Origin of the sequence: Pseudomonas atagonensis, assembly GCF_011369485.1 — a bacterium.
Taxonomy (GTDB): Bacteria; Pseudomonadota; Gammaproteobacteria; order Pseudomonadales; family Pseudomonadaceae; genus Aquipseudomonas; species Aquipseudomonas atagonensis.
Genome location: NZ_VXCA01000020.1, coordinates 17,907 through 42,570 on the forward strand (window position 1 = coordinate 17,907; position 24,664 = coordinate 42,570).

At 61.3% G+C, this 24,664-nt stretch carries 20 protein-coding genes; 11 read left to right on the forward strand and 9 right to left on the reverse strand.

Annotated features, from left to right (window positions below; genetic code table 11):
- The first annotated feature begins 56 nt into the window (after positions 1-56).
- Positions 57-1,010, forward strand: a complete 954-nt coding sequence (locus F2P67_RS13905; RefSeq protein WP_095188152.1) for an adenosine deaminase — start codon at positions 57-59, stop codon at positions 1,008-1,010.
- A 121-nt stretch (positions 1,011-1,131) separates the two neighbouring features.
- Here the strand turns inward: F2P67_RS13905 and F2P67_RS13910 are convergent, their stop codons facing one another.
- From F2P67_RS13910 to F2P67_RS13920, 3 genes are all read right to left on the reverse strand, one after another.
- Positions 1,132-2,514: an MFS transporter gene (locus F2P67_RS13910; protein WP_166221021.1), complete on the reverse strand. Its 1,383-nt coding sequence runs from the start codon at positions 2,512-2,514 to the stop codon at positions 1,132-1,134.
- A 130-nt stretch (positions 2,515-2,644) separates the two neighbouring features.
- Positions 2,645-3,376 (reverse strand): ArsR/SmtB family transcription factor, encoded by a 732-nt coding sequence (locus F2P67_RS13915; protein ID WP_166221022.1) that lies wholly within the window; start codon positions 3,374-3,376, stop codon positions 2,645-2,647.
- Positions 3,377-3,692: 316 nt separating this feature from the next.
- Positions 3,693-4,622 carry a LysR family transcriptional regulator gene (locus F2P67_RS13920; protein WP_166221023.1) on the reverse strand — a complete coding sequence of 310 codons (930 nt, stop codon included), beginning with the start codon at positions 4,620-4,622 and terminating at the stop codon, positions 3,693-3,695.
- A 116-nt stretch (positions 4,623-4,738) separates the two neighbouring features.
- On the opposite strand from F2P67_RS13920, the gene F2P67_RS13925 reads away from it, so the two are divergent.
- From F2P67_RS13925 to F2P67_RS13935, 3 genes are all read left to right on the forward strand, one after another.
- Positions 4,739-5,032, forward strand: coding sequence for a putative quinol monooxygenase (locus F2P67_RS13925; protein WP_166221024.1), 294 nt, complete (start codon positions 4,739-4,741; stop codon positions 5,030-5,032).
- Positions 5,033-5,064: 32 nt separating this feature from the next.
- Entirely contained in the window at positions 5,065-6,078 is a 1,014-nt protein-coding gene (locus F2P67_RS13930; RefSeq protein ID WP_166221025.1) for a zinc-binding alcohol dehydrogenase family protein, read from the forward strand.
- A 165-nt stretch (positions 6,079-6,243) separates the two neighbouring features.
- The gene (locus tag F2P67_RS13935) at positions 6,244-6,417 is read left to right on the forward strand and encodes a hypothetical protein (RefSeq protein ID WP_166221026.1); all 174 of its coding nucleotides are present in this window, start codon (positions 6,244-6,246) and stop codon (positions 6,415-6,417) included.
- A 6-nt stretch (positions 6,418-6,423) separates the two neighbouring features.
- Here F2P67_RS13935 and F2P67_RS13940 read toward each other — a convergent pair whose 3' ends face one another.
- Together F2P67_RS13940 and F2P67_RS13945 are read right to left on the reverse strand one after the other, a co-directional pair.
- Positions 6,424-7,620: a multidrug effflux MFS transporter gene (locus F2P67_RS13940; RefSeq protein ID WP_166221027.1), complete on the reverse strand. Its 1,197-nt coding sequence runs from the start codon at positions 7,618-7,620 to the stop codon at positions 6,424-6,426.
- Between the two features lie 124 nt (positions 7,621-7,744).
- Entirely contained in the window at positions 7,745-7,942 is a 198-nt protein-coding gene (locus F2P67_RS13945; protein WP_166221028.1) for a cation transporter, read from the reverse strand.
- A 148-nt stretch (positions 7,943-8,090) separates the two neighbouring features.
- Here F2P67_RS13945 and F2P67_RS13950 point away from each other — a divergent pair, with 148 nt between their 5' ends.
- The 3 genes from F2P67_RS13950 (at position 8,091) to cueR (ending at position 11,464) form a co-directional block, all read left to right on the forward strand.
- Positions 8,091-8,474 carry a hypothetical protein gene (locus tag F2P67_RS13950; RefSeq protein WP_166221029.1) on the forward strand — a complete coding sequence of 128 codons (384 nt, stop codon included), beginning with the start codon at positions 8,091-8,093 and terminating at the stop codon, positions 8,472-8,474.
- Positions 8,475-8,660: 186 nt separating this feature from the next.
- Positions 8,661-11,054, forward strand: coding sequence for a heavy metal translocating P-type ATPase (locus F2P67_RS13955; protein ID WP_166221030.1), 2,394 nt, complete (start codon positions 8,661-8,663; stop codon positions 11,052-11,054).
- A complete protein-coding gene (gene cueR / locus F2P67_RS13960) occupies positions 11,051-11,464 on the forward strand; it encodes a Cu(I)-responsive transcriptional regulator (protein WP_166221031.1) in 414 nt (137 codons plus the stop codon). Before F2P67_RS13955 ends, cueR begins: the two co-directional genes overlap by 4 nt.
- On the opposite strand, the gene F2P67_RS13965 is transcribed toward cueR, so the two are convergent.
- The 3 genes from F2P67_RS13965 to F2P67_RS13975 all read right to left on the reverse strand — a co-directional run bounded on the left by F2P67_RS13965 (position 11,418) and on the right by F2P67_RS13975 (position 15,411).
- Complete coding sequence (locus tag F2P67_RS13965) at positions 11,418-12,614, reverse strand: MFS transporter (protein WP_166221032.1); 1,197 nt, start codon at positions 12,612-12,614, stop codon at positions 11,418-11,420. The two genes, cueR and F2P67_RS13965, sit on opposite strands and share 47 nt — an antisense overlap.
- A 230-nt stretch (positions 12,615-12,844) precedes the next feature.
- Positions 12,845-13,741 carry a PA4780 family RIO1-like protein kinase gene (locus tag F2P67_RS13970; protein WP_166221033.1) on the reverse strand — a complete coding sequence of 299 codons (897 nt, stop codon included), beginning with the start codon at positions 13,739-13,741 and terminating at the stop codon, positions 12,845-12,847.
- Positions 13,742-14,133: 392 nt separating this feature from the next.
- Positions 14,134-15,411, reverse strand: a complete 1,278-nt coding sequence (locus F2P67_RS13975; RefSeq protein WP_166221034.1) for an acetyl-CoA C-acetyltransferase — start codon at positions 15,409-15,411, stop codon at positions 14,134-14,136.
- 323 nt (positions 15,412-15,734) lie between these two features.
- On the opposite strand from F2P67_RS13975, the gene F2P67_RS13980 reads away from it, so the two are divergent.
- The 4 genes from F2P67_RS13980 (at position 15,735) to F2P67_RS13995 (ending at position 21,824) form a co-directional block, all read left to right on the forward strand.
- Positions 15,735-17,087 (forward strand): 3-oxoacyl-ACP reductase, encoded by a 1,353-nt coding sequence (locus F2P67_RS13980; protein ID WP_166221035.1) that lies wholly within the window; start codon positions 15,735-15,737, stop codon positions 17,085-17,087.
- Positions 17,088-17,089: 2 nt separating this feature from the next.
- A complete protein-coding gene (locus F2P67_RS13985; RefSeq protein WP_166221036.1) occupies positions 17,090-17,944 on the forward strand; it encodes a MaoC family dehydratase in 855 nt (284 codons plus the stop codon).
- A 524-nt stretch (positions 17,945-18,468) separates the two neighbouring features.
- Positions 18,469-20,016 carry a collagen-like triple helix repeat-containing protein gene (locus tag F2P67_RS13990; RefSeq protein ID WP_166221037.1) on the forward strand — a complete coding sequence of 516 codons (1,548 nt, stop codon included), beginning with the start codon at positions 18,469-18,471 and terminating at the stop codon, positions 20,014-20,016.
- A gap of 137 nt (positions 20,017-20,153) precedes the next feature.
- A complete protein-coding gene (locus F2P67_RS13995; RefSeq protein ID WP_166221038.1) occupies positions 20,154-21,824 on the forward strand; it encodes a ShlB/FhaC/HecB family hemolysin secretion/activation protein in 1,671 nt (556 codons plus the stop codon).
- A 116-nt stretch (positions 21,825-21,940) separates the two neighbouring features.
- Here F2P67_RS13995 and F2P67_RS14000 read toward each other — a convergent pair whose 3' ends face one another.
- Positions 21,941-24,334, reverse strand: a complete 2,394-nt coding sequence (locus F2P67_RS14000; RefSeq protein ID WP_166221039.1) for an autotransporter domain-containing protein — start codon at positions 24,332-24,334, stop codon at positions 21,941-21,943.
- Between the last annotated feature and the right edge of the window lie 330 nt (positions 24,335-24,664).

A 24,664-nucleotide genomic window follows, 5' to 3' on the forward strand; every position in this document is an offset into this window, starting at 1 on the left:
AATTGTTTCGGCGAGCATCTGTAGAATGCCGTCATTGCACCTGATGAGAAAAAAATATGTACGACTGGCTCAACGCCTTGCCCAAGGCTGAACTGCACCTGCATCTGGAAGGCTCGCTGGAGCCCGAGCTGCTGTTCGCCCTGGCCGAACGCAACAAGATCGCCCTGCCGTGGAACGACGTCGAAACCCTGCGCAAGGCCTACGCCTTCAACAATTTGCAGGAATTCCTCGACCTGTATTACCAGGGCGCCGATGTGCTGCGTACCTCGCAGGACTTCTACGACCTGACCTGGGCCTACCTGCTGCGTTGCAAAGAACAGAACGTGATTCACACCGAACCGTTTTTCGACCCGCAGACCCACACCGACCGGGGCATCCCGTTCGAAGTGGTGCTCAACGGCATCGCCGCCGCGCTGAAGGATGGCGAGCAACAACTGGGCATCACCAGCGGTTTGATCCTCAGTTTCCTGCGCCACCTCAGCGAAGACGAAGCGCAGAAAACCCTCGATCAGGCGCTGCCGTTCCGTGACGCGTTTGTCGCGGTGGGTCTGGATAGCTCCGAAATGGGTCACCCGCCGAGCAAGTTCCAGCGCGTGTTCGACCGTGCTCGCCACGAAGGTTTCCTGACCGTCGCCCACGCTGGCGAAGAAGGCCCGCCGGAGTACATCTGGGAAGCCATCGACCTGCTGAAAATCCAGCGCATCGACCATGGCGTGCGCGCCATCGAAGACGAGCGCCTGATGCAGCGGATCATCGACGAGCAGATCCCGCTGACCGTGTGCCCGTTGTCGAACACCAAACTCTGCGTGTTCGATCACATGTCGCAGCACAACATCCTCGACATGCTCGAGCGCGGCGTGAAGGTCACGGTGAACTCCGATGACCCGGCGTACTTCGGGGGTTACGTGACCGAGAACTTCCATGCGCTGCACGAACACCTGGGCATGACTCAGGATCAGGCCAAGCGCCTGGCGCAGAACAGCCTGGATGCGCGCCTGGTAAAACCGTAAGCCTCAGCGCATAACCCTTTGTAGGAGTGAGCCTGCTCGCGATAGCGGTGTGTCAGTTGGAACATTTGTATCTGACACTCCGCTATCGCGAGCAGGCTCACTCCTACAATTGGATCTGTGTTTAGCCTGAGATATCGGTTTCAGTCAGCTCTTCCAGGGTTTTCCCGCGCGTCTCCATCCCGAACAGCCACACCACACCCGCCGCAATCGCAAAGCACATCGCCCCCAGCGCAAACACTCCGCCCTGCCCGGTTATCGGGAACACCAGCCCGGTCACCAACGGCCCGAGCAGCGAACCCACGCGGCCAATCGCCGAGGCGAATCCCGAGCCAGTCGCCCGTGCCGACGTTGGATACAACTCCGGCGTGTAGGTGTAGAGCACCGCCCACATACCGAAGAGGAAGAACTGCATCAGCAGCCCCGTGCCGATCAACAAGGCAACGTTGCCGCCGAACACTGCGCTTTGCCCGTAGAGAAACGCCATCACCCCGCCGCCGAGTAACGTGACAATGCACACCGGTTTGCGCCCCCAAAGCTCAACCAGCCACGCCGCCATCAAGAATCCGGGGATCCCGCCCAGGGAAATCAGCACCGTGTAGTACACCGACTGGGTCACGGCGAAGCCCGACTGTTGCAGCAACGCACTCAACCACGACGTCAGCCCGTAAAAACCCAGCAACGCAAAGAACCACAGGCTCCAGATCATCGTTGTGCGCTGGCGATACTGTGGCGACCAGATCTGTTTGAGCGCCGAGAAGAAGTTACCCGGTGGCGTCACGGTTCGGGGCAAACGCACCGGCGCGGGCAACGCGGCACCGCCGAGTGACGCACGCACGCGGTTTTCGATGCCGTTGAGGACTTTGTCCGCCGCCTCATGCCGCCCGGCCTGCTCCAGCCAGCGCGGAGATTCGGGAATGAAAAAACGGATCGCCAACACGAACACCGCCGGCACCGCCAGCACCAGAAAGATGTCGCGCCAGCCAATTACCGGCAGCAAAAAGTACGAAAGCACACCCGCCGCAACGAAACCCAGCGGCCAGAAGCCATCCATCAAGGCGATGTAGCGCCCACGTCGCTGCGCCGGGATCAACTCCGAGAGCATCGACTGCGCAATGGGAAACTCCATGCCCATGCCGATCCCCAGCAAAATACGAAACAGCGTCAGCGCCTCGACCGTTTGCGCCGTCGAACACAAGTAGCTGGCCACGCCCCACAACACGATGCTCCACTGGAACACCGGCTTGCGTCCGAAGCGGTCGGCGAGCATGCCCGACAGCGAGGCGCCGAGCACCATGCCGAAAAAACTCGAACTGGCGAGCAAACCGGCCTCGGCACTGCTCAGACCGAACTCGGTTTTGATCGAGCCGAGCAGAAAAGTCATCATCGCCAGATCCATGGAGTCGAAGAAAAACGCCAGGGCGATGATGATGAAAATGACCCGGTGATACCCGCTCACAGGCAGCCGTTCCAGGCGTTCCGCCGCACTGAAGCCTTGCGTGTCCATGCCACCTCCCCATCCGGAAACAATCCGCGGATCGAGTGTGCGTGATCGCGCTCAAGGTCTCATGCTGGATGCGACCTGTTCGCAGTCGTGGACGACGCCAACCCCGCGCATGCTGCAGGGAAACGCTCTGTTACGCCATTTCCAGCTCGGTTTCCTTGGCAAACCGATGGATTTCCCGCTGCCCGGCCGGCGTCAATTGCAATGCGCGGGAGTCGCCGGGCAACGTCAGCCAGCCCGACTGCATGAACAACTGCAACAGCGCCGCCCCCAGCGAGCCGCCCATGTGCGGGCGGCGTTCGCTCCAGTCCGGACAGGCGCAGGCCACCTGCACATTGCGGTGCGCCAACGCCTGAATGAACACCCCACGACTTGCCAACTGTCGGGATCCCTTGAGGGTCACCACCACCCGTTGCTCAAGCTGTTCGACCCAGCCGGCATCGAGCAACCGCTGATACAGATCGGCCGCCAGCGTACCGCCAAGGTGGTCATCACAAAAACGCGCACGCAACAGTGACGAAGGTGCGGTCTGAGGTTTGGCAATGGGTGTGGTGCGCTTGAATACTTCGGGAACCTCACGCGGGGCGCTGGCGATGGTGGCACTGGCCAGGGCTTCGATTGCCGCGCCGACTTCCGGTGCCGACAGGCGAAAAAAGCGTTTGCGGCCACGCACTTCGACCTTCAACAGACCGCCAGTGGACAACCGGGCCAGATGCGCGCTCGCCGATGACGGCGACAATCCCGCCAGCAATGCCAGCTCTTCGGTGTGCCGGGCCGAGCCATCCATCAGCGCCCACATCATCGCGCTGCGCTTGGGGTCGGCCAGCAGCGTGGCGATCTGGCTGATGCAAGGTGCATGTTCCATGTATTCACTCCCTGTTGAATCGTATCGTCTACTGCTCGCAGACATCTTGACCAGTAATGGGTCGTCGGCCAAGACGCGGAAAACGCCGTGACCCGGGGCAAGGCAGGCCACTGACACAGCCTGCACCAAAGAAAAATCCGCAGCCGTTGCACAACCTTCACCAAAGCCCCGGTACGCGATGTGATGGTCAGCGGGCCGGGTTGTCGGTGCAGGCTTGGGGCGGGCGCTAGTATAAGCGGGTTGCACGTCTCGTCCCGCGCCGGGGGCTGCACAGGTGGTGATTGTTCCTGACAGAAATTTCTCTATTTACCTGCGACTAATGATCGATTTTCGGGAAAGCGGGAAATTGACTACTCAGTTCAGCGCAACGGCTGGCGAGCATTTCCCTTAAAAGGTTCACCGGCTTACTCAATTGAGCGCGATGTGCGCACAAAAGATTCAGCGGAGCGCGCTCGCAGATCAGCTCCGGCAGCAGCACTTCGAGGCGCCCGGCCAGCACGTCGGCGCCCACGTCGAGCCAGGATTTATAGGCGATCCCCGCCCCTGCCACGGCCCACAGGCGCACGACGTCGGCGTCATCGCTGAAGCGGTCGCCGCTCACTGTCAGGCCGACCTCACGCTTGCCATCGTGGAAACTCCAATGGTCGTGCACCCGACTGCCGAGCATGTAGAGCAAGCAGTTGTGTTGCGTCAGCTGCTCCAGTTGCTGCGGTTTGCCGTGCCGCGCCAGATACGCCGGCGATGCGCATAACACGCGGCGGTTGTGCGGGGCGATGGGCAGCGCCACCAGACTGGAATCCTCCGGCTCGCCATAACGCAGGGCGATATCCACAGGCTGGCGGAACAGGTCGGCGATGCGGTCACCGAGCAGTAGCCGCACGGTCAGCTTCGGGTGTTCGCGCTGGAAATCGTCGAGCCACGGCAGCAGCAGGTTGCGTCCGAAATCCGAGGGTGCCGACAACTGCAGAATGCCGCTGACCTGATCCTGCCCACTGGCGAGCAAACGCCGACCTTCGTCGAGGTTGCTCAGGGCCGCACGCGCGTATTCGAGAAAACCCTCACCCTCGGCAGTCAGGCGCAGACTGCGGGTCGAGCGTGCCAGCAGGCGCGCACCCAGTTGCTGTTCGATCCGTTTAAGCGCGGCACTGGCCACGGCGGCGGACATGTCCATAACCCGCGCCGCTGCCGATAAGCTACCCAGATCGGCAGCACGAACGAACAACTGCAAGTCATCGAAACGGAGCATTTCAGCCTCGATTATCAAAAAAATATTGAAAGAGACTGCTCTTTTAGCCGGTTTTATCTTCCAGAGAAATAGCCAATCATCTGCTCCAACGCATTCATCCTGTTCCGGAGCCGCGCATGTCACAGCCATTCACCGCTATCGCCACCCTGATCGCCAAACCTGGCCAGCAGGACACCCTTGAGCACGCCTTGCGCGCACTGGTCGAACCGAGCCGCGCCGAAGAGGGCTGCAGCCAGTACGACCTGCACCGCGACCTCGCCGACCCGCAGGTGTTCTACGTGATCGAGCATTGGGCCAGCGAGGCGATCCTCCAGGCACACAACGCCAGCGCACACTTTCAGCACTTTCAGGCCAGCGCCGGTCAGTGCATCGAACACTTCGAACTCAAGCGCCTCGGCGCCATTGTCTGATCCCTTCTTCTATTACCTGTACGGAGCCATCCATGAAAGCCATCGCCTATTACGCGTCCCTGCCGATCAGCGACGCAAAATCCCTGCAAGACATCGAACTGCCGGAGCCCGTCGCCGGCCCGCGTGACCTGCTGGTGGAAGTCAAAGCCATCTCGGTCAACCCGGTCGACACCAAGGTGCGGCAAAACGTGGCGCCGGAAAACGGCGCCGCGAAAGTGCTGGGCTGGGATGTCGCCGGTGTGGTCAAGGCTGTCGGCAGCGACGTGACTCTGTTCAAGGCCGGTGACAAAGTCTTCTACGCCGGCTCCATCGCCCGCGCGGGTGGCAACAGCGAGTTGCACGTCGTCGATGAGCGGATCGTCGGCCACATGCCCAAATCCCTCGGTTTCGCCGAAGCCGCCGCCCTGCCGCTGACCGCTATCACCGCGTGGGAGTTGCTGTTCGAACGCCTGCAAATCCGCGAAGGGCAAACCGACGAAGGCCAGAGCCTGTTGATTGTTGGTGCGGCGGGCGGCGTCGGTTCGATCCTGACGCAACTGGCCAAACAGTTGACCGGCCTCAACGTCATCGGCACCGCCTCCCGTGCACAGACCCGCGACTGGGTCAGCGAACTGGGCGCCGACCTGGTCATCGACCACAGCCAGCCGCTGAGCGAAGAACTGAAACGCGCCGGCATCGCCTCGGTCACCCACATTGCCAGCCTGACCCAGACCGATCAGCACCTCGATCAACTGGTCGAGGCACTGGCGCCGCAAGGCAAACTGGCGTTGATCGACGATCCGAAGTCGCTGGACGTGACCAAGCTCAAGCGCAAGAGCCTGTCGCTGCACTGGGAGTTCATGTACACCCGCTCGCTGTTCGAAACAGCGGACATGATCGAACAGCACAAACTCCTCAACCGCGTGGCCGAGCTGATTGATGCCGGGACATTGAAAACCACGGTGGGCGAACACTTCGGCACGATCAATGCCGCCAACCTGCGCCGCGCGCACGAATTGCTCGAAAGCGGCAAAGCCAAGGGGAAAATTGTTTTAGAAAGTTTCTAAAAACACGGGAATTCGCAGCCAGCGTCAGCGCCGACTCATGGCTGACGCGGGCTGCGATGGTTTTTTGCCGTCAGTCAGATGCTTGACCTTTGTCACAATTGCGATCGTATTCAGGACTAGAATCGAAGCCTCTGCGGTACATCTTTTACGCAAGGGAGGTCAGCAATGAAGATCCTGATAAAAGAAGTGGCAAAGTCCCAATGGCAGGTTCGCCTCGACCAGCACGCCGTGACATTCCGCACCGAAGCCGAAGCGCTGGCTTTCACCCGTACCCTCGAAGCGCGACTTTGCGCGCCCCATCAGTTCCCCGACCGCAGCCAGCAGCGCGCTGCCGGCTGAGTCAGTTCAGACAGCGACTTGCGCCAGCGCCCGGGCATTCTGCAAACGCCGGGTGAGCAACGCGACGCTGACCACCAACAAACCGCACAGACTGATGACCATGGCCATCGGTACGGCGGTGCCATCGTGCAGAATTCCCACCAGTGCCGATGCCCCGGCCGCGACGCTGAACTGCATGCACCCGAGCAGCGCCGAGGCACTGCCGGCGCGTTCGCGCTGGCCGTTCATGGCGCAGGCTGCGGCATTCGGGCTGATGCAGCCGAGACTGGCCACACAGACGAACAACGGAATCAGCAACGGCCACAGCGCCTCGGAGTGCAAGGCGCTGACCGCGAGCAATGTCAGCCCGGCACACAGATAAACCCAGACCGCACGCGACAGCAGAAACGCCGGCCCACGTTTGGCCAACAGCCGCGCATTGATCTGCGCCACCAGAATGAACCCCGCCGCGTTGGTGCCGAACAGCCAGCCGAAATGCTCGGCGGGCACGCCGTACAACTTGATGAAGATAAAGGGCGAACCGGCGATGTAGGCAAACATCCCGGCGATGGCGATGCCACCGGTCAGCGCATGGCCGAGGTAAATCGGATCTTTCAACAGGCGGCCGTACTGGCGCAGGGCGCCGGACAATGGCTGGCGCGGCATATGCGCAGGCATGCTTTCCGGCAAACCGAGCGCCACCGCGAGCCCTGCCAACGCACTGAAACCGGTCAGCACCAGAAAGATCGACTGCCAACCCGTGGTGTTGACCAGCAGCCCGCCCAGCATTGGCGCCAGAATCGGCGCCAGCCCCATCACCAGCATCAATTGCGAGAAGACCTTCGCCGAACCCACCGCGTCGCATTTGTCGCTGACCACAGCCCGGGAAATCACCATCCCCGCGCAACCGCCCAGCGCCTGCACGAAGCGCGCGCCGATCAGCCATTCGAGATTCGGCGCATAAGCGCAGGCCAGAGATGCAACGGTGAACAGTGCCAGACCGGTCAGCAGCGGAATGCGTCGTCCGAAGCGATCCGCGACCGGGCCGTACAGCAATTGACCGATGGACAAACCGAGGAAATACGCGGCCAGGGTCATCTGCACGTGTTTTTCGTCGGTGCCGAACGCCAGCGCCATGGACGGAAAGGCAGGCAGATAAAAGTCGATGGCCAGCGGCCCGAAGGCAGTCAAGGCACCGAGAATCAGAATGGTACGGAAGTTCATCAGGCATCCAGGTTGGCAAGTCGGCAGCCCGACAGTCTAGCCGCGCCCGGACGCCTTGAACATTCCGATAGCTCGCTAACAATTAAAAATCAGACGACTTGATGCAAACCTGTGGAGATTTGTATCAGGCGAGTTTGACGACGTAGCCTTCTTCGCTGATGACTTCGATCACCTGTTCGGCACTCAGCGCACTCTCGACGCCGACTTCCTTTGCCGCCAGATCGACACGAACACTGGCCGCCGGATCCCTGGCTTGCACGGCGTTGGTGATGGCTTTGACGCAGTGACCGCAGGACATGCCTTGAACGTTGAACACTTGCATGGAGCGACTCCTTTGAGTGAGGTTGCCGGCAGTCTCGAGCTTGCCACGATGGCAAGGTCAAGTTCTGCAATAAACTGCCGGGCTGGCAATCAGCGCCGCGCTCGGCCAAGCTGCGTGCATCAATGACATAAATTCAGGAGATTCAGCCATGCGCTGGTCAGCTTTCAGCCTGTTTGGCTTCCTCGGCCTGTTTGCCGCCATGCCGTCGGTGCAAGCCGCTGGTGAAGATTACGGCGTGCTGATCATTTCCCGCGAGCGCCTGGAAGTGGCGACGTCCTGCGAGATCGGCGTTTACATTCAGGATCAACTGTCGGCGCGACTGTTTCAGGAGCAAAGCACCTCGTTCAATCTGCCGCCGGGCAATGTCTCGCTGCGGTTGAAACTGCTGCCGGGGCAAATGCCGGGCTGCAACCCGGGCATGCTCGCGCCAGGTTCGCAGGAGATCAAACTGCATGCCGGCGATATCCTGAAGTTCCGGATCGCGATGAACCAGGAAGGCATGTACTTGAAGCGCACCGATCTCGGCTATTGAGCAAATCCCAATGTGGGAGCGGGCTTGCTCGCGAATGCGGTCATTCAGCAAAGGTGTTGAATATTGCGCCCCTTCGCGAGCAAACCCGCTCCCGCATTTGATTTATGGCGCTCCAAAGATTGGCGCTTGACCTTGCCCGCGTGGCAAGGTTGATCCTGTAGGCAACTTCTACAGGGAGCGTGACCGATGTCCGAATCCATCACTTTCGATCTGCCGATTGCCGGCATGACCTGCGCCAGTTGTGCCGGGCGTGTCGAGCGGGCCTTGAGCAAAGTCAGCGGCGCCAGTGCCGTCAGCGTCAACCTCGCCACCGAGCAGGCTCGCGTGCAGGCACCCGGCGACAGCTTGCCGGCGCTGATGGACGCAGTCGAACGCGCCGGATACAGCGTGCCGCAACAAACCCTCGAATTGAAAATCGACGGCATGACCTGCGCCTCCTGCGTCGGTCGCGTCGAGCGCGCCCTGAACAAAGTCGCCGGGGTGAAAAGCGTCAGCGTCAACCTCGCCAACGAACGTGCGCACCTCGAACTGCTCGGGCAGGTCGAGGCGCAACTCCTGCTTGATGCTGTCAGCAAGGCCGGTTATTCCGCCAGCGTCTGGCAAGCCGAAAACCCACCCACCGATAACCAGCAACAGCACCTGCAACATGAGCGTTGGGCGTTGATCTGCGCGATCGCCCTCGCCCTGCCGCTGGTGTTGCCGATGTTGCTTCAGCCATTCGGCATTCACTGGATGCTCCCGGCCTGGGCGCAATTCGTCCTCGCCACGCCAGTGCAGTTCATTTTCGGTGCGCGGTTTTATGTGGCTGCCTGGAAAGCCGTGCGTGCCGGCGCCGGCAACATGGACTTGCTCGTCGCCCTCGGCACCAGTGCCGGTTATGGCTTGAGTCTCTACGAGTGGGCCACCGCGGCCGGGCGCATGCCGCATCTGTATTTCGAAGCCTCGGCGGTGGTGATCGCCTTGGTGCTGCTCGGCAAATACCTCGAAAGCCGCGCCAAACGCCAGACCGCCAGCGCCATTCGCGCGCTCGAAGCGTTGCGTCCGGAACGGGCCATTCAAGTGATCGACGGGCGCGAGCAAGACGTCGCCATCAGCGCTCTGCGCCTCAATGATCTCGTGCTGGTCAAACCCGGAGAACGCTTTCCGGTGGACGGCGAAGTGCTGGAAGGCCAGAGCCACGCCGACGAAGCGTTGATCAGTGGCGAGAGCCTGCCGGTGCCGAAACAACCCGGCGACCAGGTCATCGGCGGCGCGATCAACGGTGAAGGCCGCTTGCTGGTACGCACCACTGCACTCGGTGCGGAAAGCGTGCTGGCGCGGATCATTCGCTTGGTGGAAGACGCTCAGGCCGCGAAAGCGCCGATCCAGAAACTGGTGGATAAAGTCAGTCAGGTGTTCGTGCCGACCGTGTTGGTGCTGGCACTGGCCACATTGATCGGCTGGTGGCTCTACGGGGCGCCGCTGGAAACGGCGCTGATCAACGCCGTGGCGGTATTGGTGATCGCTTGCCCTTGCGCCCTCGGTCTCGCCACGCCGACGGCGATCATGGCCGGCACTGGCGTGGCAGCACGTCACGGCATTCTGATCAAGGACGCCGAAGCACTGGAACGCGCCCATGAAGTCAGCAGCGTGGTCTTCGACAAGACCGGCACCCTGACCTCCGGCACTCCGCGCATCGCGCATTTCAGTGCCGTCGAGGGTGACGAAAATACGCTGTTGAAACTGGCCGCTGCGCTGCAACGCGGCAGCGAGCATCCATTGGCCAAAGCAGTGCTGGATGCCGCCGTCGATCGCGAGCTGCAGGTGCCAGACGTCAGCGACAGCCAATCACTGACCGGTCGCGGCATCGCCGGCACGCTGGACGGTCGGCGTCTGGCCCTCGGCAACCGACGGATGCTGGAAGAAAGTGGTTTGAGCGCCGGCAATCTGAGCGAATCGGCCAAAGCATGGGAGGCCGAAGGGCGCACGCTGTCGTGGCTGATCGAGCAAAGCCCTGAGCCCAAGGTGCTCGGTTTGTTCGCTTTTGGTGACACCCTCAAACCCGGTGCGCTGCAAGCCGTACAACAACTCGCCGCACGAGATATCCACAGCCATTTGCTGACCGGCGACAACCGAGGCAGTGCGCGCGTGGTCGCCGAGGCGCTGGGCATTGAACATGTTCACGCCGAAGTCCTCCCGGCCGAAAAAGCCGCCACCGTTGCCGAGCTGAAGAAAACCGGCGTGGTCGCCATGGTTGGCGACGGCATCAACGACGCCCCCGCACTCGCGGCGGCGGACATCGGCATCGCCATGGGCGGCGGCACTGATGTGGCCATGCACGCGGCGGGCATCACCCTGATGCGTGGTGATCCACGGCTGGTGCCGGCGGCGCTGGAAATCAGCCGCAAGACCTACGCGAAGATTCGCCAGAATCTGTTCTGGGCCTTCGTCTATAACCTGATCGGCATTCCGCTGGCAGCGTTCGGTTTCCTCAACCCGGTGCTGGCCGGTGCAGCGATGGCGCTGTCGAGCGTCAGCGTAGTGAGCAATGCGCTACTGTTGAAAACCTGGAAACCCGAGGATCTGGAGGAGCACCGATGAACATCGGCCAAGCGGCCCGGCACAGTGGCCTGAGCGCGAAAATGATCCGCTATTACGAGTCGATCGGTTTGCTTAAAGCGGCCCATCGCACCGACAGCGGTTATCGGGTCTACGGCGACGACGATCTGCACACCCTGGCGTTCATCAAGCGTTCGCGGGATCTTGGCTTTTCACTGGAGGAAGTCGGCAAATTGCTGACTCTCTGGCAGGATCGCCAACGGGCGAGCGCCGATGTGAAGGCGCTGGCCCGTCAGCACATCGATGAGCTGAACCAGAAAATCCGCGAACTCGCAGAGCTGCGTGACACTCTGCAAGACCTGGTCGAGCACTGTAACGGCGACCATCGCCCCGACTGCCCGATCCTCAAGGAGCTGGCGTCGGGCTGCTGCGCACAACCCGCCCGCGCCTGAGCGCCAGCCCTTTCACCGCCAGCAACGTGCCGAGGGGAATGCCGTGGAACAGCATGACCACGGCACCCGGCGTCCACCATTGGTAGAACGGCGCGGCGATCAGCATGCCGACGCCGAACCCGGTCATTTGCAGCAACGTCAGGAAACTGAAGATCGGCAGACGAAGGTGTTCAGGCTCCCGTTGCAGACGCGACATCAAGCCAACTTCAGAGAAGCCGTCGCCCAGCCCGGCCGGCAAGGCAAACAGCAACAACCCGTAAAGACTGTGCTGCTGGAACATCAGAATGAAACCGCAGGACATCAGCGCCACGCCGAAGAAAAAGCGCCGCTCAAGATTGATATTGTCCGAGCCCTTCAAGCGACTGGCGATCCGTGCGCCGAGCAGTTTGCCGCTGGCCCACACCGCCAGCATCAGGCCCAGCGTGGTGCTCGCCGATTCCGGCGAGAGCAGTTTCGAGATGATCGGAAATCCGACATTGTGCGCGGCGCTGCCCAAGGTGTCGGCCATCGTCACCGCGAGCATCGCGGCAATCACCTGCGCGCTGCGCAGGCCTTGCCTGAGGGCCGACCACTCGCCGCGCTCAGGCTTTGCGATGACGTCGGGTTTGTCGAAGCGCAGCGGCACAATCAGCAACGCCGCCAGCAAATAGGTCACGGCGTTCAGCGCGAACACCGTTTCAAAACCGAATGCCGCGACCAGCAAGCCTGAGACCAGGCTGCCACCGACCATCGCCGCCGAAGAGGCCGAAGTGATCCACGCATTGGTCTTGAGCAGTTGCGCCGGCTCAATCAATCGCGGCAACTGACTGTTGAGGCCGATGGCGAACATCGAATTGCCAAAACCCAGGCCAAAGGCAATCACCGGCAACAGCAGCGCCTGCGCGGAAACCGGCACGATCAACAGCAACCCGAGCAGGCCGGCGCGCAACAGATCGAAGACGATCAGGGGCGCTCGTCCACTCCAGCGTCGATAGAATCTTGTGCCGATCAGGCTGGCGAAGATCCCGCCGCCGACCCGGCTGGCGAGAAAAATGCCGACGCTCATCGCGCTGTTGCTCAGCAGATAGACGTAGGTGGCGAGCGCGACCATGTTGAGGAAGGCGCCGAAATCGGAGATCAGTCGGGCAGTTATGATCAGGCGGGCGTTCACATTCAGTCCTTGAGTGTGCGGAGGGCGGCCAGATTCCCACACAATTTTCAGCAACACCACACTTCCCTGTGGGAGCGGGCTTGCTCGCGAATGGGCCGCGTCAGACACCCTGATTGTTGGCTGACACACCGCTTTCGCGAGCAAGCCCGCGCCCCTAGGGGACCTACGGTGTGCCAGGAAATCGGGCAGGCACAAAAAACCCGGCCGAAGCCGGGTTTTTCTTTAAGCGATCACTGCATCCACGGCGGTGGAGGCGGCTCGTCGGATTTGCCCTTGGGCTCGTCGTCCGCTGCACGGATTGCCTGTTTGCGTTCCTCATCCAGACGCGCCGCTTCGATTTCGCGCAAGACCCCGCCGACATCGGCCAGATCTTCCGGATCATCGAACTCGCCGGTCAGCACGCTGGCCGGGTGCAAGGTGCCGGCTTCGTACAGCGCCCACATTTCCTTGGCGTATTTCGTCTGTTTCAACTCCGGCGCAAAACGACCGAAGTACGAGGCCATGTTTCCGACATCCCGTTCGAGCATGCTGAACGCGTGGTTGTTGCCCGCCGCGTCCACCGCTTGCGGCAGGTCGATGATGACCGGGCCGGTCGGCGTCAACAGCACGTTGAACTCCGAAAGGTCACCGTGCACCAGGCCGGTACACAACATCAGAACGATCTGCGAAATCAGGAACGCGTGATACTCGCGCGCCTGATCCGGCTCCAGCACCACGTCGTTCAGACGCGGTGCGGCGTCGCCGTACTCGTCGGCCACCAGCTCCATCAGCAGCACGCCGTCGAGGAAATCATACGGCTTGGGTACGCGCACACCGGCGCCCGCCAGACGGAACAACGCCGCGACTTCGGCGTTCTGCCAGGCATCTTCGGTCTCTTTGCGACCGAATTTCGAGCCTTTGGCCATCGCCCGCGCCTGTCGGCTGTTGCGAACCTTGCGGCCTTCCTGGTACTCGGCCGCTTGGCGGAAACTGCGTTTGTTCGCCTCCTTGTAGACCTTGGCGCAACGTAACTGATTGCCGCAGCGCACCACATAAACAGCTGCTTCTTTACCACTCATGAGTGGGCGCAGCACTTCGTCAACCAGACCGTCCTCGATCAGGGGTTCAATGCGTTTTGGAGTCTTCATCAGCTTTTATTGTGGGTCCTTTATTACCAAACACGCGAATGTCACTCGTTATACGGCAATCCTCGCTTCACGGGGAGGGGTTGCCGACCTGTGAACCTTGTGGATGCACACACTGTGCCGGATCAATCGAGGCCAACTCTGCGCTCGCGCATCGACCGTGGCGAATCATAGCCGAGCCCGCCGCACTTGTTGGCACTGGGCGTTGAGGGCATTTGCGACAGAATCTGACATCCATGGCGTTACCCTTCGCAAGATTTTTCCCCGAGCGCCTGAATTTCCCGGTTTTGCGGGCTATGTCCTCAATGACAGAGGGAGTTGTCCGACAATCGTTCCGTACTTGAGAAAAACAAAAGCCTGCTCTGCCGAAAGGAGAGGGGGCTGATTCTGGCGCTTCAGCGCTCGATGATAGCGGTGACGCCCTGCCCGCCGGCGGCGCAGATCGAAATCAACCCGCGGCCCTTGCCCGCCGCATCCAGCAACTTCGCCAAATTCGCCACGATGCGCCCACCGGTCGCGGCAAACGGATGCCCCGCCGCCAGCGAACTGCCTTTCACGTTCAACCGACTGCGGTCAATCGAGCCCAGCGGCGAATCCAGGCCCAAGCGGGTTTTGCAGTATTCGGGGTCTTCCCAGGCCTTCAGCGTGCAGAGCACTTGCGCGGCAAACGCTTCGTGAATTTCGTAGTAATCGAAGTCCTGCAGTGTCAGGCCGTTGCGCGCCAGCAGACGCGGCACCGCGTAGACCGGCGCCATCAACAAGCCTTCGGCACCGTTAACGAAATCCACGGCTGCGGCTTCGCCATCGCGCAAGTAAGCAAGGATCGGCAGACCGCGTTCTTTCGCCCATTCCTCACTGCCCAGCAGCACCACCGAAGCACCATCGGTGAGCGGCGTCGAGTTACCTGCCGTCAGCGTGCCCTTGGCACTTTTCTCGAACGCCGGTTTCAGCGTGGCGAGTTTTTCCAGGGTCAGGTCCGGGCGCAGGTTGTTGTCGCGGTTCAGGCCGAGGAACGGCGTCATCAAATCGTTGTGCCAACCCTCGCTGTAAGACGCGGCGAGTTTGTGATGGCTTTCGAGCGCCAATTGATCTTGCTCTTCACGCGGGATGTTCCAGGTCTGCGCCATCAGTTCGCAGTGCTGGCCCATCGACAGGCCCGTGCGCGGTTCGCCGTTGCGCGGGAATTCCGGGATCAGGTGTCTGGGGCGCAATTGCACAAAGGCCTTGAGCTTGTCGGCCGTGGTCTTGCCGCGATTGGCTTGCAGAAGAATTTTGCGCAGGCCTTCGCTGACACTGATCGGTGCGTCCGAGGTGGTATCGACGCCGCCGGCAATGCCGCAATCGATCTGGCCAAGGGCGATTTTATTGGCCACCAGCAACGCCGCTTCGAGACCGGTGCCGCACGCTTGCTGAATGTCATAGGCAGGCGTGGCCGGCGACAGGCGCGAGCCGAGCACGCATTCGCGGGTCAGATTCATATCCCGTGACAATTTAAGCACCGCGCCCGCGACCACTTCGCCGATGCGCTGGCCATGCAGGTTGTAGCGTTCGATCAGGCCTTCGAGGGCAGCCGTGAGCATCACCTGATTGCTGGCGGTGGCGTACGGCCCGTTGGAACGGGCAAAAGGAATACGGTTACCGCCGATGATCGCGACGCGGCGCAGCTGACTCATGAAATGCTCCTTTTCAAATTGACCGGATTTTTTTGCAGCTTCCATCTGTTCCCTGTGGCGAGGGGATTCATCCCCGTTCGGTTGCGCAGCAGCCGCGAAACAATTATTCGCGGTGTGACAGATGCGCCGCAGCTGTCGGTTTCAGGGCCGCTTCGCGACCCAACGGGGATGAATCCCCTCGCCACAGGGTTCCACACAGAACCGCAGCTATCGCCAAGACCTGCTAAACCTCAGTGTTCTAGCGTAGGCCTTATTGCGTGGATCGAACGATTGATTGCCGATTGCAGTCCACACTTTGAACCCCATCTTCTGGAGAGCGTTCCATGTCTGACCGCTATATCGACTTCGCCAACTCGTCCATCGGCCATCGTCTGGTCGGGGCTTTGGGCCTGCCGTCGCCGGTGCGACTGGAACGCTGGCAAGCCGGACGCCTGCGCCCCGTGGAAGGTGCGCTGCTGATCGGTGGCGGGCCGCTGGCCGAGCGCGTCAGTGCGTTTGCCAACCGTTTGACCGACGGGATTTATCGCTACGGCGAACAACCGGCGGCGGCGACCGAATGGATCCCGGGCCTGGGCCCGAAACTCAAAGCCGTGGTGTTCGACGCCAGCGATCTGCAGCACACCGACCAGCTCAAACAGCTGCGCGAGTTCTTTCAGCCCCTGATGAAAAACCTTGAGCACAGCGCTCATCTGGTGATCCTCGGCCGCGCACCCGAGACCCTGCGCGAGCCATTCGCGGCCAGTGCCCAGCGAGCGCTCGAAGGCTTTTCCCGGTCGCTGGCCAAGGAGTTGCGCAGCGGCGGCACGCTGCAACTGATCTACATCGGTGACGGTGCCGAAGATCAACTGGAAGGCCCGTTGCGCTTCTTCCTCTCGCCGAAAAGCGCGTTTGTCTCCGGGCAAGTGATTCGCCTGACCGCGTGTGCGACGCCGGTGACGGACTGGACACGACCGCTGGCCGGGCGCAAAGCGCTGGTCACCGGTGCCGCACGCGGCATCGGCGCCTCCATCGCCGAAACCCTCGCACGGGATGGCGCGGAGGTGATTCTGCTTGACGTGCCTCCGGCCAAAACCGACCTCGAAGCGCTGGCCGCACGACTCGGCGGACGCAGTATCACCCTCGACATCTGCGCCGAAGACGCCGCCGCGCAACTGATCGGGCAATTGCCCGATGGCCTCGACATTCTGGTGCACAACGCCGGGATCACCCGCGACAAGACCCTCGCCAACATGACCCCGGAATTCTGGGACGCGGTGCTCGCGGTCAATCTCAACGCCCCGCAAGTGCTGAGCAAAGCCTTGCTCGACAGCGGCACCCTGCACGACAACGCGCGGATCGTTTTGCTGGCTTCGATCAGCGGCATCGCCGGTAATCGCGGGCAGACCAACTATGCGGCGAGCAAGGCAGGCCTGATCGGGCTGGCGCAAGCCTGGGCGCCGACGCTACTGGAACGCGGCATCAGCATCAATGCGGTCGCACCCGGTTTTATCGAAACGCAAATGACCGCACACATCCCCTTCGGCCTGCGTGAAGCGGGACGGCGCATGAGTTCGCTGGGGCAAGGTGGCTTGCCGCAGGACGTCGCCGAAGCGGTGGCGTGGCTTGCGCAACCGGGCACCGGCGCCTTCACCGGGCAAGCGCTGCGCGTCTGTGGACAAAGTGTTCTGGGGGCTTAGGCATGAGCATCGAATGGCACACACTGGATCGCGAACCGAGCCTGCCGGGGCTGTATGCGCGGGCGGCGACGCGACGCAAAATCACCGGTACGCGACTGCCCGACAGCGGTTTGCGCTGCTGGGTCGACGTCGAGAGTCAGCGGCTGGCGGCTTATCGCAAGGTTTGCGGATTTGCCGATGACGGCCTGCTGCCAGCGACTTATCCACACATCCTCGCGTTTGCCTTGCAGATGCAATTGCTCACGGCCAAAGACTTTCCGTTCCCGTTACTGGGGCTGATTCACTTGAGCAATTCGATCCGGGTGTTGCGCCCCATGGGCGGCATCAGTCGGGCGCAGGTCAGTGTGCGCGTGCACAACCTGCAGCCGCATGCCAAAGGCGCGACCTTTGATTTGCTGACCACCCTGGACGATCAACTCGGGCCGTTATGGGAAGCGCAAAGCCGCATGCTCTGTCGCGGGGTAAAATTTGAGGGCGAGCCGGAAGATCAGGATTGGCAGCCGTCGCAAGCGCTGAGCCAGGTTGCGCACTGGAAAGCGCCGGCCGACATCGGTCGGCAGTACGCGAAGGTCTCGGGCGACTACAACCCGATTCACCTCAGCGCCGCCAGCGCAAAACTGTTCGGTTTTCCCACCGCCATCGCCCATGGTTTATGGAACAAGGCGCGCACGCTCGCAGCACTGGCGGATCACCTGCCCAAAGCCAATCTGGAGATCACCGTGCACTTTCGCAAACCGGTGCGGTTGCCCAGTGAAGTGACGCTGTTCGCCAGTGCGGCGGGCTCCAGTGGCGAGTTGCGACTGGTGGGTGCAGGGGATCTGGAGCATATGGTTGGTAACTGGCAGCCGATGGCGTGATTCCAAAAATGGTGGATGAACACCGCAAACGTGTGAAGAAAAACTCTGTGGCGAGGGGATTTAGCGAACGTCGCACCGCCCCGTTCGGCTGCGCAGCAGCCGCAAACCATCCGACACGGTTTAACAGAAAGACCGAGATCGCAGGTTTTGGGGCGGCTGCGCCACCCAACGGTGATAACTCCCCTCGCCACAGGTAATCTCCACAGGCTGGATGTTCTGAATGATGCAGCACTACAAGCCTGTTAATTGTGTATATATCACTTAAGTTCTCCCGCCTCTCTCCTCCTCATCTGCAAAACCCCAGGCCTTGATTCTCAAGGCTTTTTTTTGCGCGTCTATTTCCTCGGTATTAGTCCTTAGGCGCTGCGTATCGCCTTTTATATAAAGGCGTTAATACCAACTTGAGAATGGTGTGTTTCCTGCCCCGGGTCGAGATTGCAATCACGGACGAGGCATCACCGGCGACAGATCGGCGAGCCCTCGAAGGCAACGTTACGTTGTGACAGGTGCAAGGAATCTCGATCATGAAAACTCAAGACGTGTGGTGCAAATCAGCAATTGCTCTGGCATTGATTCTCTCCCTCGGCCTCGCCGGTTGCAGCAGCGGCGGTGGCGGCCATCACAGCAGTTCCGGCAGTTCTTCGCCGGACAGCAGCACCGCAGGAACCGGTGGCACCGGCGGCACAGGCAATACTGTCGGCACTGGCGGAGCCGGTGGTACGGGCGGAACCGGCGGCACTGATCCGACCAACCCGACCAATCCTACGGATCCGACTGACCCGACCAATCCAACCAACCCGACCGTTACCCCGCTGGTGACTACCACGCTGATACAGGATGTCGGCAAAACCGTAAGCGGCGTCGGTGATGGTGTCGGTCAGGTCGGTGATTCACTGAGCACGGTTCCTGTCGTCGGCGGCGTGGTGCAAAGCGCCGTCAACACGACCGGCAATGTCGTCAGCACATTGGGAGACGGTGTGGCCAATGGCATCGGCAAACTGTCCACTGACCCTAAAGGCCTGACCACGACGGTGGCCTCGGTCGGCGGTGTTGTAACGGATGTCGGCAACGGCGTGTCCGACCTCAGCGCCAAACTGGCGACCGCCACCGGCAGCGTTCCCGTGGTCGGCGGGGTGGTCACCAAAGTGGCACCATTGCTCGACGGTGTGGGTGAGAAAGTCACCATGCTCGGCGACACCCTCAACACGACATTGACCAATGGCCCGACCAGCCAATTGACCGATAAAGTTGGTGCTGGTCTGGTGCCGGTGATCGCCATGGTGGAAAGCACCACCGACAAAATCGGCAGCGCAACAGGTCTGGGTGATCCGCTCAAAGGCGTGATCCAGAAAGTCGGCAGCACCGTGGACGGTGTCGGCGACAAGGTGACTGACGCTGGCAACGGCAACGCGTTGACCAACACCCTCGGCGGCGCGCTGAGCAATACCGGCACCGCAGTTGGCAAAGCGGGCGGTCTGGTGTCCAACGGCACCGGTTCAGGCACTGGCGGCGGGATCGGCGGTGGCCTGGGTGGCGGCCTCGGCGGTACCGGTCTGCTGCAAACAGTGGGCGGCGCCGTGGCCAACGTCGGCGCAGGCTTGAACGACGGCAATACCAACGGCTTGGTCAGTGCCGGTGGCGTCACCGCAGGCGGACTGGGCAACACCGTCGCTTCGCTCAACACCGTGCTCGGCGGTTCTGGCACACCGATCACCAGCACCACCGCGCCGCTGGCAGCCTTGGGCAATAACGTCGGTGCGGCGATCAACCCCGTCACCAGTGCTGTCACCAGCCTGACCCAGAATGTCGGCGCCACCACCGGTCTCGGCTCACCCGTCGCCGGGCTCACCAGTCAAGTCGGCGGAGCAGTCGGTAGCCTGGGCGGCGCGATTGCCGCCACCAACAACCCTGTGACCACTGCGGTCGGTGGCCTGGTCAGCAACGTCGGCAGCACCGTCGGAGCGGTTGGCGGTCTGGTCAACGGAGGCACCGCAACCGGTGCCGGCACCACGGGCGGTCTGGGCGGAGTACTCGGCGGCCTGACCGGCGCACTGGGAGGCAACAAACGCTAACTAAATTGCACCTGGCCGATTCGACGGCCTCACCTACAGCGCCTACGCTTGGTTGAGGGCGGAAGATTCCCACGAGTCTTCCGCTTTTTTCTTAGGAAAAAACAGCCTTGAGCTGCGACCTGACCACGGAGTGTCCTATGCGCGTTATGGCGTCCTTGCTGTTCCTCAGCCTCAGTTCCGCTGCCCTCGCCGACACCCTCCCCAGCTTTCTCAACAGCAACGAAACCATCCGCAACCTGCCCGTGCCGAACCTGCCAGCCGATGCCTATCGTCCGGCCGCCGCGCCGCTGCAAGTGCCGGAGCCCGGAGCGACGGCCGCGCAACCGTTGATGATGAGCACCAAGGTCAATCTGAAAACCGTGCAGATCGAAGGCGGCACGATCTATCCGCTGAACGAGCTGGCCGACCAATACAAACCGCTGATCGGCCATCAAACCAGTCTCGCTGAATTGATCGAAGCAACACGCAACATCACCCGCCGCTATCAGCAGGACGGCTACCTGCTGTCCTACGCGTTCTTGCCGCAACAGAACTTCGAGGACGGCGTCGCCCGCGTGGTGCTGGTCGAAGGTTATGTGCGCGACGTGCAGATGCAGGGCGATGTCGGCCGGGTCAAAGGTCTGCTCGATGAGCTGGCGGCAAAAATCCAGGCCGAACGGCCGTTGACCCGCAAGACCTTCGAACGCTACACGACGCTGATGACGCGCATCCCCGGCGTGACGATCCAGGCACAAGTGCCACCGCCGGGCACCACCGACGGTGCAACGACACTGGTTGCCCAGGCCAGCCGCAAACCATTCACCAGCACCCTGAGCACCACCGAAGACAACCGCAACGGCACGCAGGCTTTGCTCGGCGTCAGCAGCAATTCACAGACCTCGATGGGCGAGCAAGTGACCCTCAGCGGCCTGTTCCCGCCGGGTGACGACCACGAACATTACTACCGCCTCGACTACAACCAGTTCCTTGATGCCGAAGGCACACAACTCGCGCTGTCCGCTTCACGCTACCGCGCCGACCCGGGCACCAATGTGCTGCTGGACAACGGCCTGCAGCTCAAACCGCACCGCGAGAACGACCGTTACTCGATCGGTTTCACCCTGCCGCTGATCGCGGCGTCCAACGAACTGCTCACCGCCGGATCGCGGCTGTACGCGGTCAACGACAAGACTCGCTACAACGTCATCGGCTTGCCGCTGAGCGTCGAAGAACGCACCGACATCCGCGCCCTCGCCTTCGAGAGCGACTGGCGCAAGGCCGACACCCGCCAACTGCGGATCCTCAGCGGCGGCGTGTACCAAGGCCTCGACAGCATGGGCGCGAAGAGCAACAACAACGCCATCGACCTCGACTTCTTCCGTGTGCGCCTGTCCGGCGTGCAGAGCGACAAGTTCTTAGATAACTGGCAAGGCGTGTTGTCGGCGGCGCTGTACTGGAGCGACGACACCTTGCCCGACAGCGAACGTGCGGTGTTCGGCGGGCAGAATTTCGGCCGTGGTTACCCCGATGATCAGGCGTCGGGCGACAAGGGTTGGGGGGTGGCTTACGAGGTCAACTACAGCTTCAACCGCGACGGCAACTGGGTGCGCATCCTGCAACCGTACGTGGTGCTCGATCGCTCGCGCAGCTGGTTCAATGAATTGCCGGTGCAGGCCAACAACCTGTCATCGGCGGCGGTGGGATTGCGATTCGGCGACGCCAAGTACTACAACATTGCGCTGGAGGCGGCGAAGGCAATGTCGGATGAAGCGCTGGACACGTTCAATCGGCGGGCGCGTTACAGCATCAGTTTCAGTTATCAGTTGTAGAAGCTGCGACGCTTGTCAGACCGTTTTCGCGAGCAGGCTCGCTCCCACATTTGAAATGCATTCGCCTGTGGGAGCGAGCCTGCTCGCGATGAACGATTACGCGTGTCGAAGCTGAATCAGAACGCGTAACGCACCTTCGCCGTGAAGCCATCGGCATCGAATCCGCTGGCCGTCACGTAGTTGTACGAACCGCCGACACTCCACGCGCCCATGCGGTAATTGGCGCCCAGGCCCAGTTCATAGCTGTCACGAACCGGCGTGGTGCCACGGCTGGTGAACGCATCGCCACCCAGAACAAACGAAGACTGCGTGGCCACTTTGTCGCCGATCACGTCATGCCAGGCCATGAGTTTTGCTTCAGGCTCAAGACTGCCAGCACCCACCACAAATGCGGCGGCCAATCGCGCGCCCATACCCAACTCACCGACCTCGTACCGCTGACTGCCGACATTCAACGAAGCTGCACTGCCCTTCTCGCGGTAGCTGTCCATCCCGACATTGGCGTAACGCGCGCCGACTTGCGGCTCAAGCACCATATCCGGCATCAGCCGCAAGCTGTAACCGGCCAAGGCACTGACACCGAACACATCACTGTCGTAATCACCCTTGGCGCGAGTGCCGGCGATGTAGCGTTTCGATTCGTTGTCGTTCCAGCCGTACATCAACGAGGTGTCGACAAACCAGTTGTCGTGAACCCAGTTGCCATACACGGTCAGCGCATGGCCGGTCACTTTGGTTTTGTTGCCCGGATCCGACTTCACATCGCTATCGAGGTAGCTGTAAGCCAGACCTAACGTCGTATCGGCATTCAACTGACCGTCGGCCCCCACGGCGATCCCGTGGCTGTCGGCGTCATAACCCGACACACCGCGACGCTCGTCCTGATTGGCATCGCTGCTCAGGGCTTGCAACCACACGCCTTTTTCCGGCGAACCGGTTGCGTTGCGCGCGCGACTGGAGCGTTCGTTGATCACACCCGACACCAGCGTCTGACTGTTGGTGGCCGCGTGCAGGACACCACGGCTGACATCCGGGCTAAGGTTTTCGGACAGCCGCGCCAGTTGCGCATCGGTGCTGGCATTGGCGAAAGCCTGGAACAGCGGATCCTGCTCATCGATACGCGACATCACCACCGACAGACGCCCCACCGCCGTCGCCGCGTTACGGCTGCCGCCGACGGCCAGGGTATTGTCGGCCAACGTCTGACCGGACTTGGCCGTGACAACCGTGGTGATGTCATTACCTTGCGCAGCGAAGCTCTTCACATCCAGCAACGCCGATGACGACGTCACGGTCAGGTTGCTGCCGCCGACCAGATTGCCCGAGCTGATCAACGTGTACCGAGTGCCACCCGGGGTCACGCGAAAATCACTGGAACGCGCCAGCAATCGCAACTGCGCGCCCGGCGCAATATCGGTCGTCCCCGTGACCTTCAACACCGGTAGCGCCGGGTTGGTGTCATTGCCCAGGTACATCTCCAGTACCGAGTTGGCTTCTTCCATATCGAAGTCACCGATGATCGTGGTGTGCGGTCGCACCAAGGTCAGCGTGCCCTCTTCAATCGTGACGTAGCCGGACTTGATGACCGAGCCGTCGAAGGTGACCTCGCCATCGACTTTCACGCCGGTCAATCCGAGCAGATCACCCTTTACGGAGCCGCCAAAGAAGTTGAAATAGCTTTCACCATCGTCAATCTGAATGGCGGCCTTGCCCCCCTCGATCTGACCGGTCAATTGGTAAAGGGTAAAGGGAGTGCCGCCAACCGGCTGACCACTGACGTGCAAACCAATCGATTCACCGGAAATCGTGCCGTCGTTGGTCATCACCAGACTCCCGGAACCCGACGCACGATCAAACGTCACCCCCTCCAGTACAACCGCCTCGGCATTGGTTCCGGAAGCGCGCACAGTGCCGGGATTGAAGATCCCGCCCTTGAGCGTAACGCCGTCGAGAAACAACCCCATTGCATCTGTGCCACTGGCACTGATCGTGCCGGTGTTGCTGATCCCCGTCAGACTCGTCTGCACCAGCATCACACCGGTGGACGTCGCCCCGCTGACGTCGATGCTGCCGGTATTGGACAGGTAATTGCCCAGCTCACCGTTGATCACGGAAAGACCCGTTGAAGAGCCCTCCCTCGCCAATCCGTGGACAGCAATCGAGCCATCGTTGATCAGCGCGAATTGAATTTTACTGTGCACCGCCCCGGAATCCCCGAGACTGATACCGACGCCATGCGTGGCGCCGTCAATGCGAATACTGTCGTTGTTGCGTAACTGCCGAGCACTCAACCCCTTGAACTGCGCCCCAAACGTCAACCCCGGCGCCGCAACAGGCGTGGCATTCAAATTGCCGCGCAAATCAACCAGGCCAGTAGTGTTGAGCAGATTGCTGTCCAACGGAGCGCTACTGATGTCGTAATCGATATCAGCGAGAGCAGTGGAAATGTGCAAAACGGCAGCAGTAACAGACAGCGCCAGCAACGAGCGGCGCAAACGAGCGGTATTCACGAGAGATTCCCTTCCAAAACAGCGAAAACAGTTTCAGCAGGGTTCACACATCAACACAGGCATCCCTACCGGCCCACCAGATTGACTGGTCAGAGCGCGGCGAAAGGTACACGAGCCATCATTTAGACACCATTGAAAAATCAAAGCGATGACGTCGATTTCACGGTGAAATCCAGGGAATGGAAATGACACAGCTGCCAACGGATTGGCCGATTTTCAGGTCGCCTTCGGGAGCAAGCCCCCTCCCACCGTTTGAGCCAGGTTCACCCTTCAGAGATTGGTCGGCTGTCAGGTCGCGTTCGAGAGCAAGCCCCTCCCACAGTTTGAATC